The sequence below is a fragment of the Haloplanus sp. XH21 genome (genome assembly GCF_023276355.1).
GTDB lineage: Archaea > Halobacteriota > Halobacteria > Halobacteriales > Haloferacaceae > Haloplanus > Haloplanus halobius.
The window spans coordinates 2,037,276-2,052,911 of the sequence record NZ_JALLPL010000001.1 but is presented as its reverse complement, the minus strand read 5'-3'; the positions used below and the strand labels follow the sequence as shown (position 1 = coordinate 2,052,911).

The 15,636-nt window shown below is 67.2% G+C and carries 20 protein-coding genes; 13 read left to right on the top strand and 7 right to left on the bottom strand.

Translation table 11 applies throughout. The features are described from left to right. Window positions 1-49: 49 nt before the first annotated feature. On the bottom strand, window positions 50-1,885 hold the full coding sequence (locus tag MXB53_RS10735) for a flippase-like domain-containing protein (RefSeq protein WP_248897447.1): 1,836 nt from the start codon (window positions 1,883-1,885) through the stop codon (window positions 50-52). A gap of 87 nt (window positions 1,886-1,972) precedes the next feature. On the opposite strand from MXB53_RS10735, the gene MXB53_RS10730 reads away from it, so the two are divergent. Genes MXB53_RS10730 through MXB53_RS10715 form a run of 4 tightly spaced genes read left to right on the top strand, consistent with a single transcriptional unit; the run spans window position 1,973 to window position 5,159 of the window. Beyond that, window positions 1,973-2,506 carry a CNNM domain-containing protein gene (locus tag MXB53_RS10730; protein WP_345779726.1) on the top strand — a complete coding sequence of 178 codons (534 nt, stop codon included), beginning with the start codon at window positions 1,973-1,975 and terminating at the stop codon, window positions 2,504-2,506. Window positions 2,507-2,527: 21 nt separating this feature from the next. Continuing rightward, window positions 2,528-2,971: a DUF5788 family protein gene (locus MXB53_RS10725; RefSeq protein WP_248897443.1), complete on the top strand. Its 444-nt coding sequence runs from the start codon at window positions 2,528-2,530 to the stop codon at window positions 2,969-2,971. Then, the gene (gene polX / locus MXB53_RS10720; RefSeq protein ID WP_248897441.1) at window positions 2,968-4,725 is read left to right on the top strand and encodes a DNA polymerase/3'-5' exonuclease PolX; all 1,758 of its coding nucleotides are present in this window, start codon (window positions 2,968-2,970) and stop codon (window positions 4,723-4,725) included. The genes MXB53_RS10725 and polX overlap by 4 nt, the downstream gene beginning before the upstream one ends. Continuing rightward, window positions 4,725-5,159: a DUF5615 family PIN-like protein gene (locus MXB53_RS10715; RefSeq protein WP_248897439.1), complete on the top strand. Its 435-nt coding sequence runs from the start codon at window positions 4,725-4,727 to the stop codon at window positions 5,157-5,159. The genes polX and MXB53_RS10715 overlap by 1 nt, the downstream gene beginning before the upstream one ends. Here MXB53_RS10715 and MXB53_RS10710 read toward each other — a convergent pair whose 3' ends face one another. Further along, complete coding sequence (locus tag MXB53_RS10710; protein WP_248897438.1) at window positions 5,160-6,065, bottom strand: cell division protein CdpA domain-containing protein; 906 nt, start codon at window positions 6,063-6,065, stop codon at window positions 5,160-5,162. A 112-nt stretch (window positions 6,066-6,177) separates the two neighbouring features. Between MXB53_RS10710 and MXB53_RS10705 the strand changes: the two genes are divergently transcribed. From MXB53_RS10705 to MXB53_RS10690, 4 genes are all read left to right on the top strand, one after another. Then, the gene (locus tag MXB53_RS10705) at window positions 6,178-6,477 is read left to right on the top strand and encodes a DUF5789 family protein (RefSeq protein WP_248897436.1); all 300 of its coding nucleotides are present in this window, start codon (window positions 6,178-6,180) and stop codon (window positions 6,475-6,477) included. Between the two features lie 88 nt (window positions 6,478-6,565). Next, complete coding sequence (locus MXB53_RS10700; RefSeq protein ID WP_248897434.1) at window positions 6,566-6,988, top strand: universal stress protein; 423 nt, start codon at window positions 6,566-6,568, stop codon at window positions 6,986-6,988. 60 nt (window positions 6,989-7,048) lie between these two features. Then, window positions 7,049-7,489, top strand: coding sequence for a DUF302 domain-containing protein (locus MXB53_RS10695; RefSeq protein ID WP_248897432.1), 441 nt, complete (start codon window positions 7,049-7,051; stop codon window positions 7,487-7,489). Between the two features lie 44 nt (window positions 7,490-7,533). After that, window positions 7,534-7,758 carry a hypothetical protein gene (locus MXB53_RS10690; protein ID WP_248897430.1) on the top strand — a complete coding sequence of 75 codons (225 nt, stop codon included), beginning with the start codon at window positions 7,534-7,536 and terminating at the stop codon, window positions 7,756-7,758. On the opposite strand, the gene nreA is transcribed toward MXB53_RS10690, so the two are convergent. Both nreA and MXB53_RS10680 read right to left on the bottom strand, forming a co-directional pair. Beyond that, window positions 7,755-9,005 (bottom strand): DNA repair protein NreA, encoded by a 1,251-nt coding sequence (gene nreA, locus MXB53_RS10685; RefSeq protein WP_248897428.1) that lies wholly within the window; start codon window positions 9,003-9,005, stop codon window positions 7,755-7,757. The two genes, MXB53_RS10690 and nreA, sit on opposite strands and share 4 nt — an antisense overlap. Before the next feature lie 56 nt (window positions 9,006-9,061). Next, the gene (locus tag MXB53_RS10680; RefSeq protein ID WP_248897426.1) at window positions 9,062-10,027 is read right to left on the bottom strand and encodes a transcription initiation factor IIB; all 966 of its coding nucleotides are present in this window, start codon (window positions 10,025-10,027) and stop codon (window positions 9,062-9,064) included. Window positions 10,028-10,198: 171 nt separating this feature from the next. Between MXB53_RS10680 and rnhA the strand changes: the two genes are divergently transcribed. After that, complete coding sequence (rnhA, locus tag MXB53_RS10675; protein ID WP_248897424.1) at window positions 10,199-10,792, top strand: ribonuclease HI; 594 nt, start codon at window positions 10,199-10,201, stop codon at window positions 10,790-10,792. Beyond that, window positions 10,785-11,345 (top strand): DUF7108 family protein, encoded by a 561-nt coding sequence (locus MXB53_RS10670; protein WP_248897422.1) that lies wholly within the window; start codon window positions 10,785-10,787, stop codon window positions 11,343-11,345. Before rnhA ends, MXB53_RS10670 begins: the two co-directional genes overlap by 8 nt. Here MXB53_RS10670 and MXB53_RS10665 read toward each other — a convergent pair. Then, window positions 11,329-11,685, bottom strand: a complete 357-nt coding sequence (locus MXB53_RS10665) for a PadR family transcriptional regulator (RefSeq protein ID WP_248897420.1) — start codon at window positions 11,683-11,685, stop codon at window positions 11,329-11,331. The two genes, MXB53_RS10670 and MXB53_RS10665, sit on opposite strands and share 17 nt — an antisense overlap. Before the next feature lie 378 nt (window positions 11,686-12,063). On the opposite strand from MXB53_RS10665, the gene MXB53_RS10660 reads away from it, so the two are divergent. After that, window positions 12,064-12,597 carry an inorganic diphosphatase gene (locus MXB53_RS10660; protein ID WP_248897418.1) on the top strand — a complete coding sequence of 178 codons (534 nt, stop codon included), beginning with the start codon at window positions 12,064-12,066 and terminating at the stop codon, window positions 12,595-12,597. A 158-nt stretch (window positions 12,598-12,755) separates the two neighbouring features. Here MXB53_RS10660 and MXB53_RS10655 read toward each other — a convergent pair whose 3' ends face one another. After that, entirely contained in the window at window positions 12,756-12,941 is a 186-nt protein-coding gene (locus tag MXB53_RS10655) for a DUF5786 family protein (RefSeq protein WP_248897417.1), read from the bottom strand. A gap of 53 nt (window positions 12,942-12,994) precedes the next feature. Next, window positions 12,995-13,516, bottom strand: coding sequence for a nicotinamide-nucleotide adenylyltransferase (locus MXB53_RS10650; RefSeq protein ID WP_248898106.1), 522 nt, complete (start codon window positions 13,514-13,516; stop codon window positions 12,995-12,997). Window positions 13,517-13,898: 382 nt separating this feature from the next. Here MXB53_RS10650 and MXB53_RS10645 point away from each other — a divergent pair, with 382 nt between their 5' ends. Together MXB53_RS10645 and MXB53_RS10640 are read left to right on the top strand one after the other, a co-directional pair. Beyond that, window positions 13,899-14,849 carry a rhomboid family intramembrane serine protease gene (locus MXB53_RS10645; protein ID WP_248897415.1) on the top strand — a complete coding sequence of 317 codons (951 nt, stop codon included), beginning with the start codon at window positions 13,899-13,901 and terminating at the stop codon, window positions 14,847-14,849. Window position 14,850: 1 nt separating this feature from the next. Further along, window positions 14,851-15,615 (top strand): endonuclease V, encoded by a 765-nt coding sequence (locus MXB53_RS10640; protein WP_248897413.1) that lies wholly within the window; start codon window positions 14,851-14,853, stop codon window positions 15,613-15,615. Window positions 15,616-15,636 lie beyond the last annotated feature (21 nt).

Below are 15,636 nucleotides of genomic sequence, written 5' to 3'. Positions count from 1 at the left end.
CGCCGACCCGTCTTGGCGACTCACCGGAAGACAGTTACACGAATCCGTCTTAGGTGTCGGGTTCGGGATCGGTCTCGGCCGTCCCCGCCGTCTCGTCGACGGCGGCCGTCAGCGACACGTTGAGCGCGAGCATCGAGACGACGCCACCGATCACCGTCACGAGGTTTTTGACTGCGTGATCGAGGACGGCCGCACCGAAGGCGGTGGCGCCAGTGACGGGGGTCAGTCCCGCGACGAGGAGGGTGAAGGCCGCCTCGTAAAGCCCGATTCCGCCCGGCGAGAGCGGGAGCACTTTCGCGAGGTTGCCGACGCTCACCGCGAAAAAGCCGATGGCGACGAGCGTCGCCGGCGCGAGCGCCACCTCGAACGCCGCGAGGACGAGCACGGCGGTCACGACATCGAGCGCCCAGATGACGAGACTGCTCACGCCGACCCGCGCGAACGCCCCGCGGTCGGCCGCCACCGTCTGTACGTCGGCCACGAACCGTTCGAGCACGCTCGCTACGTAGTCGGCGTAGGAGTCCGAACTCACGCCCGTGACGACCCGCCGGATCAGGTTGCCGTCGCGGCGCGCGCTGACCGCGATGGCTGCGACGGCGACGACGGCCGCCGCCGCGACGCCGGCCGCGACGGTCAGGGCGATCCGCGCGCTCCGGGGATTGACGCCGGGGACGCCCTCGGAGACTGCCGCGACCACGTCGCCCGTCGCGCCCGTGAGCACGTAGCCGACGAGGACGGTCCCGCCGAGCACCGTGATGGTCAGGAGGTCGAAGACGCGTTCGACGGCCAGGGAGGCGAACCCGGTCGGATAGGGGATGCCGCGCCGCGCCTTCACGACGTAGGCTCGGACGGCGTCGCCGGCGCGTGCCGGGAAGACGAGGTTCCCCGTCTGGCTGATGAACACCGCGCCCGTGAGAAAGCCGAGCCGTTCGCGATAGCCGAGTTCGCGCAGGATGTCGCGGTAGCGGGCGCCCCGGAGGGGCCACGAGAGCAGGTAGACGCCACCGGCCAGCGCCACCAGTCGCAGGTCGGCGCCTTCGAGTTCCGTGAGCACCGCTTGCGGGTCGAGATACAGCGTCATCAGCGCGAGCGCGAGCGCCGTCAACAGCGCCCCGGCGCCGACGCTCACCCGCCGCGTGATGCGGGGGCTCACCGACAGCTGCCACCACAGTCTGAGGATCTGACTCCCCATGCCGAAGACGTCTCGCACCAGGTCGACCTTGGTGTCGCCCTGTGGCTCCCATTCGACGGGGAACTCGTCGACCGTCAGGCCCGCGCGCTGGGCGCGCACGAGCAGTTCCGTGTCCCAGAACCAGTGTTCGTCCTGCACGTCGTGGTGAAGGCGCTCGAACGCCTCGCGGCTGAGCGCCTTGAACCCACACTGGTGGTCGCGGAGCGGCGACCGCAACACCAACCGGACGAGGCCGTTGTACACCCGCGAGGGAACCCCCCGTTTCGCCGGGCGGTCGGCGACTCGGCCGGGCATCCAGCGCGACCCCGTGGCGACGTCGGCCTCGCCCGACCGGACCCGTTCGACCAGTTCCGCTAGGTGGCGCATGTCCGTCGCGAGGTCGGTGTCGAAGTAGACCAGCGTGTCGCCGCGAGCGGCCGAGAAGGCCCGCTCTAGCGCCCCACCGCGGCCGAGGCGTTCGTCGCTGTGGATGTGGCGAACCCGGTCGTCGTCCGCGGCGAGGCGGTCGGCGATCTCCGGTGTCCGGTCGTCACAGCCGTCTTCGGCGACGAGCACCTCGAACGTGCCCGACGGGAGAAACGTCGCGAGCGTCGAGAGCGTCGTCTCCACCGTCGCCTCGATGGTCTCCGCTTCGTTGTACGCGGGGAGGACGACGCTCACCTCAACGCCGGCGTCGTCGCCGGAACGATCCATTACCCGGGGATGGTCGTGCCCGAGACAAGAACTTTCTGTCTCGGCGTCCCTACGCTTTTGTCGCCGTTTCCCGTGTAATCTAGTGTGATACCCCTCGATTCAACTGCCGTTCGCGTGGGTGCGCTGGTCGCCTTGCTGTCGCTGAGCGCCTTCTTCTCCAGCACCGAAATCGCCATCTTCTCGCTCTCGCGGGAGTGGCTCGCCGACCGCGTCGCCACCGGCGACGACCGCGCCACGGTGTTGTCGGCGCTGCGTGACGACCCCCACCGACTCCTCGTGACGCTGCTCGTCGGCAACAACGTCGTCAACATCGCCATCTCCAGCATCCTCGCGGTGATCCTCGTCGAGTACGTCTCGGGCGGGGCGGCCGTTGCGCTGACAACCGTCGTCGCGAGTAGCGTCGTCCTCGTCTTCGGCGAGATCCTGCCGAAATCGTACGGCCTGGGCAACGCCGAGGAGTGGGCGCTCGTGGTCGCCGGCCCGGTTCGTCTCGTCCAGAAACTGCTCTGGCCAGTCGTCGTCGTCTTCGATTTCGTCACGCGACGCGCCGGCGCCGCCCTCGGTGGCGACCCCGATATCGAGGAGCCCTATACGGACGCCGACAGCGAAGGAGCGAAGTGACGACGCTCCCTACGAGGGGGCGTGAAAGAGTACGAGCGCAAGCAGCTCCTCGAACGCGTCAACCGTGAGGGGGCCACGGTCGGCGCGGACATCCCCGAGACCATCACGGTACAGAGCGAGGAGGTCGATCTCCAGGCGTTCGTCTTCGAGATCAGACGCCGGGAGACGGTGCCCCAGGGCGAGCGCGAACGCGTGGAGAACGCGAAGAAGAACCTGCGACGCGAACGCCTCGAACGTCTCGAACGGATCGAGGACGGCGAGGTGAGCTACGAGGAAGGCGAGCGACTGGTCCGGAGCATCATCGGCATCGACCGCGCGCTCACCGCTCTCGAAGGGCTCGGCCCGTCGGACCTCGAACGGGAGGCCGAGGCACAGGAGGCCGCCGACCGCAAGCGTTGGATGAAGTTCCTCCGGAAGGCGCTGGGTCACGACGACACCAGCCACAACACGCGAGGGCGGCCGTGACCCGAAACGAAGATGTCGCCGCCCGGTTCGAGGAGATGGCCGACCTGCTGGCGGCGAGAGGCGTCGAGTACAAACCGCAGAGCTACCGCCGCGCCGCCGAGAACGTTCGCGACTATCCCCGTCCCGTCGAGGAGCTGGTCGCCGAGGGACAGGACGCCGTCGAGGAGATCGACGGTGTGGGCGAGGCGCTCGCGTCGAAGATCGTCGAGTACGTCGAGACCGGGGAGATCGCGGAACTGAACGACCTTCGCGACGAACTCCCGGTCGAGATGGCCGCGCTGACGAGCGTCGAAGGCGTCGGTCCGAAGACGGTCGGCACGCTCTACGAGGCGCTCGGCATCACCACGCTCGACGAACTGGAGGCGGCCGCCGAGGCCGGCGAGATCCGCGAGGTGTCGGGGTTCGGCGCGAAAACCGAGTCGAACATCCTCGAGAACATTCCATTCGCCCGCCAGGCCCAGGAGCGCGAACTCCTGGGCGTCGCCCGTCCCGTCGCCGAGGCGCTGCTCGACCACCTCCGCGCCGCCGACCCGGTTGCCCGCGCGGAGGTCGCGGGGTCGCTCCGCCGGTGGCGCGAGACCATCGGCGACGTGGATGTCCTCGTCGCGAGCGCCGAGGGCGTCGACGCCATCGACGCCTTCCGCGACTGGGACGCCGCCGACGCCGTCATCGAATCCGGGACGACGAAAGCCAGCGTCCGGGCCCGCGGGATGCGCGTCGACTGCCGGGTGGTCGCGCCCGACGAGTTCGGCGCCGCACTCCAGTATTTCACCGGCAGCCAGGCCCACAACGTCCACCTGCGCAACATCGCCATCGAGCGCGACCTGAAGCTGAACGAGTACGGCGTCTTCGACGTGAGCGGTGTCGAGAGCGACGCCGAAAGCGACGGAGACGGCCAGCGCGTCGGCCGACGCGTCGGCGGCGAGACGGAAGCGGAGATGTACGCGGCGCTCGGCCTGCCCCACATTCCGCCGGAACTCCGCGAGGACCGGGGCGAGATCGAAGCGGCCCGCAGAGACGACCTCCCTGATCTCCTCGACACCGACGACCTCCGGGGTGACCTCCACATCCACACCGAGTGGTCGGACGGCACCGACTCCATCGCCACGATGGTCGCGGCGGCCGCGGACCGCGGCGACGACTACATCGCCATCACCGACCACGCCACGGGGCCGGGGATGGTCGGCGGCGTCGGCCTCACCGACGACCGGCTCCGCGAGCAGATGGACGCCGTCGCCGACGCTCGCGACACCGATATTCGGGTGTTCCACGGCGTCGAGGCCAACATCGACAGCGAGGGCGGCATCTCCGTCGCCGACGACCTCCTCGCAGCCCTCGACATCGTGATCGCGTCCCCCCACAGCGCCCTCGGACAGGACCCCGACGCCGCGACCGACCGACTCGTGCGCGCCGTCGAACATCCGTCGGTCGATATCCTGGGTCACCCAACGGGCCGGCGCATCAACGACCGTCCCGGGATCGATCCGGCTATCGACCGCCTCGCGGCCGCCGCGGCCGCCGCCGGGACGGCCCTGGAGATCAACGCCAACCCCCATCGCCTCGACCTGCGCGACGAGGCAGTCCGGGCCGCCGCCGAGGCCGGCGCGCGCATCGCCATCAGCACCGACGCCCACGGCACCGGCGAACTGGCGCTCCGTCGCTACGGCGTCCACACGGCCCGGCGTGGCTGGGCCGAAGCGGCCGACGTGATCAACACGCGGTCGGCCGACGCCCTCGGAGACTTCTGTCACTGATGGGTCGATTCCTGCTCGACGCGATGCTCGGCAAACTGGCGACGTATCTCCGGATGTGCGGCCACGACGCGGCCTACGCCCTCGACCGCGGCGTCGAGGCCGACGACGCCGTCCACGACCTGGCGCGTCGTGAGGAGCGGACGCTGCTCACGCGGGACGCCGACCTCGCAAGCCGAACCGACGACGCCATCCTGCTCTCCGAACGGTCGGTCGGCGCCCAGCTCGACGAACTCCGGGCGGCGGACGTGTCGCTCACCCTGCCCGAGACGCCGACGCGGTGTGGTCGGTGTAACGGACCGCTCGACCCCGTCGACGACTCGACGCCGGCGTACGCTCCGGACCCGTCGGAGACGGCGGTCTATCGGTGTCGGGACTGTGGACAGTACTTCTGGAAAGGGAGTCACTGGGACGACGTGCGGCGACGGCTGGCCTGATCAGCGCCCGCTCCAGTCCTCACAGGCGTCCATGTCGGCCATCACGCCGTCGTGGAAGCCACAGTAGGGCTGGATGCCGCGTTCGGTCCGCACGTATTCGAAGTGTTCGCAGTTGCCGCAGTACTGGTCGGCGGCGTCGGCGGTCACTTCCGTGGATTTCCAGGTTTCGTCGGTCGTGGCGCCGGCGGACGGTCCCGACGGCGATGTCGGCGACTGGGTACTCGTCTGGCCGGTGGTGCCACCAGCGTCACCGGACACCGACGCAACCTCGCGGATGTCGTCGTCGGTGGATCCGCCGTCGCTCACCTGCCCGCTGACGGTGCCGGTCGGCGTCGACGCACTCCCGCCGAGGCCGACGCTGCCTTTCGCCGACGAGCGATCGACTTCGATCACTTTCGTCTGCCCCTGGCGGGTCACGTCCATCGTGACGGTGCCGCCGGGATCGTTTCGCGTCTTGAAGTTGGCGATGCCGACGAACAGACACCAGAACGTGGTGAGCGCGCCGAGGAAGTAGACGCCGACGGTCGGGAGAGTCAGGTCGACCATCCCTGGCGCACAGCTGGCGCCGGACCACCGGCAGGGGTAGGCGTGGGCGAACAGGGCGACGCCGAGGACGGCGACGCTGGCGCCGATGCCCGCCGCGGCGCGCGTCGAGCGCTCGGCCGGCAGGACCGCCGAGATGCCGAGGAACACCGCCGGGACGCCGAGACCGGCCAGGATCCCCCCGTACTCCCGGATGTCGAAGAGGGTGGTTCCACCGCCGATCAGCAGATCGGTCGTGGCGACGACGATGCCGGCGACGACGAGGACGATGCCGACGAGGAACAGGCTCCCCCCCGCGTATATCTGCCGGAGACTCGGACCGCTCCGGTCGTCCCCGTGGTAGACCTCCCCGAGACTGGTCATAGAAAGCGCTACACAACCCACCCACAAAACCCTACGTCAGACGGGCGTGTGACGCCGCCGCCCTGCCGCGCGGTTCGAAGACGTTAACTCCCGGGCGGCAGAAACGCGCGATATGGCAGACGAGGCGGACGACGAGGCAGAAGAGGAAGGGCCAGCGGTCGAACTCGGCGAGGGGACTCCGGTGGAGGGTGCGCCGCTTGCCCGCGTGGCCTCGCGACTCACCTGGCCACAGGAAGCGAGCGCCGTCCGAGCCAAGGAAGGCGACGCCACGATCCGGACGCCGGACGGCCCGCAGACGCTCGGTTCGATTCTCGACGCCGTCGACGAGACCTACTTCGATACGCGCCAGACGTTCCTGTCGGAAATCAGGGCTGTCATCGGGACCCGCCCCGTCGCGACGGCCGAGGACTGATCAAGCGCCTCCGACGGCGGTCCCGTCGCTCTCCTTCCCGTGTAGGTCCCCAACTTAAGACTGCACGCCGTGAGGGATGGAGACGACTATGGTGGATCATGTTCTCGTCCCGACCGACGGGAGCGAGGCGGCACGGAACGCGGCACGACACGCCATCGACCTCGTCGACGACACCGGCGGCCGGGTGACGGCGCTCTACGTCATCGACATGGGCGACGCCGACTACGTGGCGGTGCCGAGCGACATCGCGGAGACCAAAGAGCGCATTCGGAAGAAAGGCGAGGAGTTCGCTGCGGAGGTCTGTGAGATGGCCCGCGAGGCGGGTGTCGACTGCGAGACGGCCGGCGTGACGGGCATCCCCGACGAGACCATCGTCGACTACGCCGTCGACAACGACATCGGCCTCATCGCGATGGGGAAATACGGCAAGCGGGATCCGGACAAGCCACTCGTCGGCAACACGGCGCGCCGCGTCGTGCAGACATCGCCCATTCCGGTGCATACGGTCTGATACCTTCCTGGCTGCTCAGCCGGAGCGACGCTTTTCCGCACGGCCCGCCTACCAGCACCGATGTCACTCCCAATCGATCCGTCGACCATCGACCCGGAAGCAGTCGGGGAACAGCGCACGACTCTGGAGATGGGCCACGAATCGGCCGTCGAACACGTCCGCGAGACGTTCGAGGCGGCGGGATTCGGGATTCCCGTGGAGTTCTCGCCGTCGGACCTGTTGAACGAGAAGGTGGACGCGGACCGCGACCCCTACTACGTGCTCGGTGCGTGCAACCCCGCGATGGCCGACCGTGTCCTCGACGCCAGCGACGGCCGGATGGGTGCGCTGTTCCCGTGTAACGTCGTCGTCTGGGAGACCGAACCGGGCGTCCAGACCGTCTACCACGTCAGCATCATGAAAATCGGGCGCCTGATCGGCCTCGCTCCCGACGACGAGGAGATGGCCGACATCGTCGCGGCGACGGGCGAGATGGTCGACGAGGCGTTCGCGGCGCTGTAGACGGGGGGCCAAAGAACCAACTGTGTCCCCTCACACGATCCCGTATGGCCCGTGATCTGACCCTCCGGAACTTCCTTCGGGACCTGAGGCTGCGGCTCGGGGCAGCGGCCGTCGTCGTCGGCATCTTCTTCGGCCTCGGCTATCTCAACCGGATAGATTTCCTCGGCGGCGTTCTCGACAGCCAGGCCGCGTTTTTCGGCGCGGCGTTTCTCCTGATCGGGATCGTGTCTCTGGTGTGGATCGGGATCCAGCGGCGCCGGGCGCGCTAAAACTCCGTCAGCGTCGTCTGCAGGCCGGCGACCATCGCGGACTTGCGACGGAGCGCCGCCATCGACGTGGGCAGGTGGTCGGCGACGCCCTGGACCGCGCCGGCGAGCGTCTCCGCCGTGGCGTGGTCGCCGTCGAAGGCGTGTCTGACGCCCTCGCGAACCTGCCAGACGCCCGCCGGCCCCCAGTAGTCGTCGGAGACGTGCCGGAGGACGAGACATTTCGCCTGTCGGCTCCGCTCGTCCAGGTGTTCGAGCACCGCCAGTCGGGCGGCGTGGTACGCGCCGGCCGTCTCCTCGACGTAGCCGGTGCGGCCCTCGTAGCCCTCGCGGTCGGCCGCCAGCCACATCCCCGCCTCGGGGTCGGGGTTCCAGACGCTCCCCGGCGCCTTCAGCTCGACGAGTTCGTACTCCCACTGGCCCGGTGCGAGGATCACCCAGTAGGCGTTGCCGAGGAACTCGTTGCGCCACACCTCCACCTCGTCGACGCTCTGTCGGTCACGGAGCGATCCGCGCAGGAACTGCCCGACGGTGTCGTCGACGGCGGTGATGGACCACCGCGTGGGGACGAGGCGGCGGTTCTCGTCCTGACCCAGCGCGCCAACCGAGAGGATGTTGTTGATGTCGTACACGTCGAACCCGCGGCGATAGAGGTAGTTGATGGCGCCTTCGGCGCGCCAGTCGTCGTCTTCGAGGGTCTTCTCGACCGGTCTGGGGACGTGAGGGTTCTCGCCGAGCGTCGCCGACCGGGCTGGGGCTCGGGGGCCGGTCGGCGTGGAGACGCCGTCGGCGTCGAAATCGACGGTGGGGTCGCCGTCGAGACCGATCTCCACGTCGACCGGGCGGTCGGCGATGGCGACTTCGCGACCGACGCCGACGAACCCGTCCCAGGTGTCGACGGCGTCGACCGGCGACGAGCGCCGGGAGTTCAGCAAACTCGTCCGCCGGCGGAACACCTCGGTCAGGTCGACGCCCTCGTCGTACCACGCGCCGCTGGTGGCAAAGCGGGCGGCGTCGCCCTCGTTGCCGACGGGCGAGAGGATACCCGTCGACACGTTCGGGTAGTTCGATTGACCGACGAAAATCGACGGGGAGACGCTCCCGACGATGGCGTCGCCGGAAACCGTCTGTTCCACCTGGTCGGCGACGGACTCCACGTGATCGAGGATAGCGTAGGACTTCTCCTTGGCGAGGCGGCGACGCTCGGCGCGTTCGTTGGCCTCGATGTCGATGAACTCGTCGAGGCGCATAGCGGTGGTAGCGCCGGACGGGATTTGATACTGTCGGCTGGAAGCCGATGGGGAACCTAACTGTGGATGCCCATCGCTTCGATCTGCTCTTGGTACCGGTTGCGGATGGTGACTTCGGTCACCTGCGCCACGTCGGCGACTTCGCGCTGGGTCTTTTTCTCGTTGCAGAGCAGGGAGGCGGCGTAGATGGCCGCCGCGGCGTAGCCGGTCGGTGATTTGCCCGATAGCAGCCCCTTCTCGGCCGTCGTCTCGATGATCTCGTTGGCTTTCGACTGCACCTCCTCCGAGAGTTCGAGTTCGGAACAGAACCGCGGGACGTACTTCTTCGGATCGACCGGCTTCATCTCCAGGCCGAGTTCCTGCGAGATGTAGCGGTAGGTGCGACCGATCTCTTTGCGCTCCACCCGCGAAACCTCGGAGATTTCCTCCAGCGAACGGGGGATGCCCTCCTTCCGGCACGCGGCGTAGAGGGCCGCGGTGGCGACGCCCTCGATGGAACGCCCGCGGATGAGGTCCTCGTTGAGCGCGCGCCGATAGATGACGGAGGCCACCTCCCGGACCGATCGTGGCACGCCAAGCGCGGAGGCCATGCGATCGATTTCGCTCAGCGCGAACTGCAGGTTGCGCTCCCCCGCGTCCTTCGTCCGGATGCGCTCTTGCCACTTGCGCAGACGGTGCATCTGCGACCGCTTTCGCGAGGAGATAGAGCGTCCGTACGCGTCCTTGTCCTTCCAGTCGATGGTCGTCGTCAACCCCTTGTCGTGCATCGTCTGGGTGGTCGGGGCTCCCACCCGCGATTTCTCCTGCCGTTCCTGGTGGTTGAACGCCCGCCACTCCGGACCGGGATCGATCTGTTCTTCCTCGATGATGAGTCCGGTTTCTTCGTGAATCAGTTCTCCGTCGGCCGTCCTGACGAGATCCTCGGGATCGAGATCGTCGAGGTCGATGTCGTCCTCCGTTTCCTGCTCGTCCTCGCCCTGCCATTGCGTCCGGTCTTCCCGCTGGCGGGTGGGCCGTGTCATCGCGTTTTTATAGTCGCATTTTCCAACTACTTAAATTATGGGCTGCATTGTCGGTGTGAATCGGCCGCTGCCGGGACTCCCGCTCACGGTCAGGAGCGGCGTCATCGACGTGTCGTCGGCCGGCGACCGTGGAACGAACGGCCTTTGAATCGCTCGCGCGAACGGACGGCAATGCCGACTATCGAGTGCGATTCCGAAGTGGCCCGGCGACGGCTCGAGGAAGCCGGCGTCGAGATCCAACCAGGCAATACGTCTCACGAGCGGTGGCGCGCGGAGCGTGGCGACGCCGTCGCCGTCGCCTACGACGACAGCGTCGTCGTTCAGGGTGCTCGGCCGACGGATCTGACTGCGCTGCTCACCGAGTCCGGCGGGCGCGCCCACGTCTACTTCGATGGCGCGAGCCGCGGGAACCCCGGTCCAGCCGCCATCGGCTGGGTCATCGTCTCCGGCGACGGCATCGTCGACGAGGGCGGCGAGACCATCGGTGAGACGACGAACAACCGCGCGGAGTACGAGGCGCTGGTGCGGGCGATCGAAGTCGCCCGCGACCACGGGTTCGACGAAGTCGACGTGCGCGGAGACTCCCAACTCATCGTCAAGCAGGTGCGCGGCGAGTGGGACGCGAACGATCCCGGTCTCCGCGAGCGACGGGTTCGGGTCCGGGAGTTGCTCACGGCGTTCGACCGCTGGTCGCTGGAGCACGTACCGCGAGAAATAAACGACCGCGCCGACGAGTTGGCGAACGAGGCGCTGGACGATGTCTGATCTCCCATCCGATCTGCAGGACGAGGCCGAACGACTGACGAGACTGGCCCGACAGTCCGCCGACGACGCCGAGGCAGCCGCCTACGAGCGTGACCGCGACGAACGACTCGCCGAATACGGCTACACTGCGCGCGTCCGCGAGGCCGACGACACGCTCGTTCTCCACCCTGCGGAGTGGCTGGAGGGCGACACCGCCCGCATCGAGCGCATCGAAGACACTGGCCGGGCGGTCGAGATATCGCTCTCCGGCCCGGGCGACCCCGACGCCTGGAGCGAGGTGGACGCCCACAACCAGGCGGTCGTCGAGGATGTCCGCGAGCGGGCGGGAGAGATCCACGCCGCGAACGCCCGTGCGTTCGCCGATTTCATGGGAAACCACTACGCCCGCCGTGTCGAGACGGCGACGACGGACGAGGTGCGGGAGTTTCTCACCGACTACTACCCCCGCAACGCGTGGCCGAGCGACGAGCAACGCGACGCGGTAGCGCAGTCGCTCGAACACGTCTTCGCCGTCACGAAAACGGAGCCGCCCGAGATTACCGCTGAGCGATGAGGTCGCGAACCGAGTCGGCGCGGTCGTCGTCGGTGACGAACTTCGAGAGGACCCACTCGAGTCGGTTGAGCACGGCGTCCTGCCCCGTCTCGGTCAGCTCGTACTGGTTCGTCCGCTTGTCGAGCTCGCTCTTCTCGACCAGATCCATCTCGACGAGATCGTCGAGGTTGGGGTACAGACGCCCGTGGTTCACCTCGGTCCCGTAGTACTCCTCGAGCTGGCGTTTGATCGCCAGGCCGTACATGGGTTCTTCGGAGAGGATGACGAGGATGTTATGCTGGAAGGCGGTGAGATCACGAACGATACCGGGATCGCTGCTGACTGTTTGTGCCTCTGACATACATAACGACATGTCATAGGGATATTTAACGCTTCTCAACTCGACCCTCAGCGGCACTCATAGCGCTCCTGCGGACAAATAATGATATCCCCAGAATTGGACATATCTCTCACCGGATCGGAGATCGTCCCGCCACTCGTGGCGCCGATGGCCCGGTCGTCCCTGTTCATCAGTTGCCCGGATGGAGGACAGGGGGGCGGTCCGGCCGGCGCGTCGTGGGTGTCACGTTCCCTCGGTGTCGGCCGTTCATGTACTTTTTCATTCGTGTTACTGGAGCCTCGCCGGCCCGTTCCGGCGCGGATCTCTCCACGGGACGAGAGTCCCGATTAGTCGCCCCGTCTCGAAAGGCCTATTTAGTGGTTCGGCCGACATATCCGCATGGTGAACCTGTGGGAAGACCTCGAACCCGGTTCGAACCCGCCCGAAACGATCACCGCCGTCGTCGAGTGTCTCAAAGGCGAGCGCAACAAGTACGAGTACGACAAGGACATTCCCGCCGTCGTCCTCGACCGCGTGCTCCACAGCAACGTCCACTACCCGTACGACTACGGGTTCATCCCGCAGTCGTACTACGACGACGAGGACCCCTTCGACGTGATGGTGCTCGTCGAGGACGCCACGTTCCCGGGCTGTGTCGTCGAGGCACGCCCCATCGCCCTCATGAAGATGGACGACGACGGTGAGCAAGACGACAAGGTCATCGCCGTCCCGACCGAGGATCCGCGGTTCGACCACCTCCAGGACCTCGACGACATCCCCCAGCAGACCATCGACGAGATCGACGAGTTCTTCTCGACGTACAAGAACCTCGAGGAAGGAAAGGAAGTCGAGACGCTGGGCTGGGAGGACAAGGCGGCCGCAAAAGGCGCCATCGAACACGCGCTGGATCTCTACGACGAGAAGTTCGCGTAATCGGGCTGCGCGCCCCGTCACCGCCGGTTATCGTCGCATTTGGAACTCGCCCGCCAGATCGCACACCGTCCGGTGGGCACGGACTGACACGATCGGAGCATCGCTGACTGCGTTCCTGTACGAGCGAAAAAACAGCGAGACGGCGGTCCGGCGGCGCGCTACTCCTCGTCGGCGTCGTCCTTGATGTCGCCCAGCTGATCGAGGAGATCGTCCGTCGACGCCTCCGTCTCGAAGGAGACTTCGCCTTCGTGTTCGTTCTCGTGGACGCTCACGCCCTCGCTGTCGTCGTCCGTGTCAACCGCCTGGTTCTGCTGTTCGGACTCGTCGTAGCTCCCAAATCCCATACCTACGCTAGGGGGTGCTCCGATTAAAAGGGTCCGATGCGCGCTTGCGCCGGTCAGTCGCCTGACGGAACGTCCGACTCCGCGATGTGGCCGAGTCGGGCGACGCCGTTGCACTCTTCGACTACCTCGACGACGCCATCCGGGACCAGTTCCCGCCACGCTCCGCTCTCGGTCATTCGCTGTCGGATTTCGGCCCCCTGGAGTTCGCCCCGGTCGAACATGGGCGACTGGCGCACTTCGACGCCCGCCTCTTCGAACAGACGGACCACAAGCGGGTTGTTCGAGTACGCGATGTCGAACGTCGGACTCATCGACTGGACGTGGCTGACCCAGACCGCGTTGCGGTTCAGGTCCTCGATGGGGACGACGTAGGTCGTCGCGTCGAGTTCGCGCAGCGATTTCGTGATCATCATGACCCGTTCGCCGGCGGTAAACGGGTTCCGTTCCGTGTGGGACTGGTCCGCGCTGCCGACGCCGACGACCACCTCGTCGATGTCGTCCGCGATCTGTTTGACGACGGCGTGGTGTCCCGAATGGTAGGGCTGGAACCGCCCGATGTAGAACCCTCGGAGCATGTCGGTCGTGGGTTCACACCGAAGCCTCATCCCTCTTCGGTCGGGGTGTGGTGAGCCACCGCGGTAGTCCGTCGCTGGCCCCGTGATTTCCACGAGTTATCTCCCCGCCACCGCGCATGAATTATGCGTATGGGTAATCTTTTGGGGCCGAGGGGCGTACATCGACGTATGAGTGACACCCCGCATCCCGGCCTCCAGCATCCGACGGTCGTTCCGGCGAACTGTGGCGAGTCGGACGACGACGCGGCTGAGACGGACGGTGCGCGCCCACCTCATCCGCGCTGACAGCCGTCAGCCGATGTCCGCCTCGGTTGCAGTGTCTCGTATCGAGCGCAGGTCGCGAACGCACCCTTTTTGCCCGCCACCCCGCTACTGATAGCTAATGGCTCAGTGCGACGTGTGTGGTCAGCACGAGAACTTGCCGTACCAGTGTGGTCGCTGCGGCGGGACGTTCTGTGCGGACCACCGTCTCCCGGAGAACCACGACTGTCCGGGGCTCGACGAGTGGAACGACCCGGACGGGGTCTTCGACAGCGGTTTCGACGACAGCGTCCGGCAGGACCGCTCCGGTGGCCTCCGTGACCGCCTCCCCTCCTTCGGCGGGTCGCTGACCGGCCGAGGCGGTGCCCTCGCTTACTTCCGGGGCAACGTCGCGTACACCCTGCTCGCGCTCATGTGGGTCGCGTTCGCGCTGCAGTATATCGTCGGGATATTCGTCGGCGACAGCGCGATGCAGACCCTCTTCGTCCTCCGCTCTGACTATCTGCTCTACGTCTGGACGTGGGTCACCTCTATCTTCGCCCACGGCGGCCTCTATCACATCGCCGGGAACAGCATCGTGCTGTACTTCTTCGGCCCCCTCGTCGAGCGCTACGTCGGCTCGAAGCGGTTCGCCGCGCTGTTCCTGGTCAGCGGCGTCCTCGCGGGCCTCGGATTCGTGGGGACGAGCATCCTCCTCACCCCGTCGGCCAGCGTGAGCGTCGTCGGCGCCAGCGGCGCCATCTTCGCCGTTCTCGGCGTTCTCACCGTTCTCAACCCCAAGCTTCGCATCTATCTCTACTTCATCATCCCCATCCCGCTCTGGCTGTTCACTATCGGCTTCGCGGCCATCTCGGTGCTGTTTTTCCTCGCGCCGAGTACCGCCTCCTCTGCGGGCCAGGGCAACGTCGCCCACCTCGCTCATCTCATCGGCCTCGTCATCGGCCTCGCGTATGGGAAACACATCAAGCGACCGCGCAACGTCCCGGACCAGTTGACCTTCGGTGGCGGCGGTGGTGGACCGGGCGGTCCGGGCGGCCCTGGCGGACCCGGCGGTCCCGGCCGGAGGCGCTGACGTGACGCCCGTCCGCCCCGAGTTCGTCCCCGACCCTTCACAGTCTCGTGCGGAGATGGAGGCGCTCCAGCGCGAGGTGGCTGACGCCGCCGAATTCACCGACGATTTCGGGTTCGACCCGGCCGCCGTCTCGCTCTCCTCTGAGACGACGCTCGGCGGTGACCGCCCCCTCGTCGCCGGCGTGGATCAGGCCTTCCTCGACGGCCGCGCGGTCAGCGCTATCGTCTGCCTGCGCGGCGGCGAAGTCGTCGAACGCACGCACGCGGTGACTGATCTCTCGATTCCATACATCCCCGGTCTGCTCTCCTTCCGGGAGGGTGGTCCCATCCTCGCGGCGTTCGAGTCGCTGGAGTCGACGCCGGATCTCGTCGTCTTCGACGGGAGCGGCCGAATCCACTACCGACAGGCAGGCCTCGCCACCCATCTCGGCGTCGTCCTCGACGTGCCGAGCATCGGCGTCGCCAAGAACCTCCTCTGTGGCCGCGTCGAGGACGCGGTGGACGAACGCCCCGAGGGCTGGCAGGCACCCGTGGTCGCCGACGACGACGTGACCGCGCCGAACGGCACCGTCATCGGCTACGCCTACCAGTCGCGACAGTACGACTCGAACCCCGTCATCAACCCGCTCTACGTCAGCCCGGGACACCGGGTCAGCGCGGAGACGACCGTCGATCTGGTCGAACGCCTCTGTGACGGTTACAAACTCCCGGAGCCGACCCGGTTGGCCGACGGGTACGCCGACGACTGCAAGACCGACCTGACGTAGCCCCGCTTCGCACGTTTTAAG

Coding starts and splice junctions, on each gene's coding strand:
- rnhA (WP_248897424.1), top strand. CDS start 10,199: ATGCCGACTATCGAGTGCGATTCCGAAGTGGCCCGGCGACGGCTCGAG.
- MXB53_RS10710 (WP_248897438.1), bottom strand. CDS start 6,065: ATGACCAGTCTCGGGGAGGTCTACCACGGGGACGACCGGAGCGGTCCG.
- MXB53_RS10680 (WP_248897426.1), bottom strand. CDS start 10,027: ATGACACGGCCCACCCGCCAGCGGGAAGACCGGACGCAATGGCAGGGC.
- MXB53_RS10655 (WP_248897417.1), bottom strand. CDS start 12,941: ATGGGATTTGGGAGCTACGACGAGTCCGAACAGCAGAACCAGGCGGTT.
- MXB53_RS10670 (WP_248897422.1), top strand. CDS start 10,785: ATGTCTGATCTCCCATCCGATCTGCAGGACGAGGCCGAACGACTGACG.
- MXB53_RS10705 (WP_248897436.1), top strand. CDS start 6,178: ATGGCAGACGAGGCGGACGACGAGGCAGAAGAGGAAGGGCCAGCGGTC.
- MXB53_RS10715 (WP_248897439.1), top strand. CDS start 4,725: ATGGGTCGATTCCTGCTCGACGCGATGCTCGGCAAACTGGCGACGTAT.
- MXB53_RS10695 (WP_248897432.1), top strand. CDS start 7,049: ATGTCACTCCCAATCGATCCGTCGACCATCGACCCGGAAGCAGTCGGG.
- MXB53_RS10735 (WP_248897447.1), bottom strand. CDS start 1,885: ATGGATCGTTCCGGCGACGACGCCGGCGTTGAGGTGAGCGTCGTCCTC.
- MXB53_RS10690 (WP_248897430.1), top strand. CDS start 7,534: ATGGCCCGTGATCTGACCCTCCGGAACTTCCTTCGGGACCTGAGGCTG.
- MXB53_RS10650 (WP_248898106.1), bottom strand. CDS start 13,516: ATGCTCCGAGGGTTCTACATCGGGCGGTTCCAGCCCTACCATTCGGGA.
- nreA (WP_248897428.1), bottom strand. CDS start 9,005: ATGCGCCTCGACGAGTTCATCGACATCGAGGCCAACGAACGCGCCGAG.
- MXB53_RS10665 (WP_248897420.1), bottom strand. CDS start 11,685: ATGTCAGAGGCACAAACAGTCAGCAGCGATCCCGGTATCGTTCGTGAT.
- MXB53_RS10660 (WP_248897418.1), top strand. CDS start 12,064: ATGGTGAACCTGTGGGAAGACCTCGAACCCGGTTCGAACCCGCCCGAA.
- MXB53_RS10645 (WP_248897415.1), top strand. CDS start 13,899: ATGGCTCAGTGCGACGTGTGTGGTCAGCACGAGAACTTGCCGTACCAG.
- MXB53_RS10700 (WP_248897434.1), top strand. CDS start 6,566: ATGGTGGATCATGTTCTCGTCCCGACCGACGGGAGCGAGGCGGCACGG.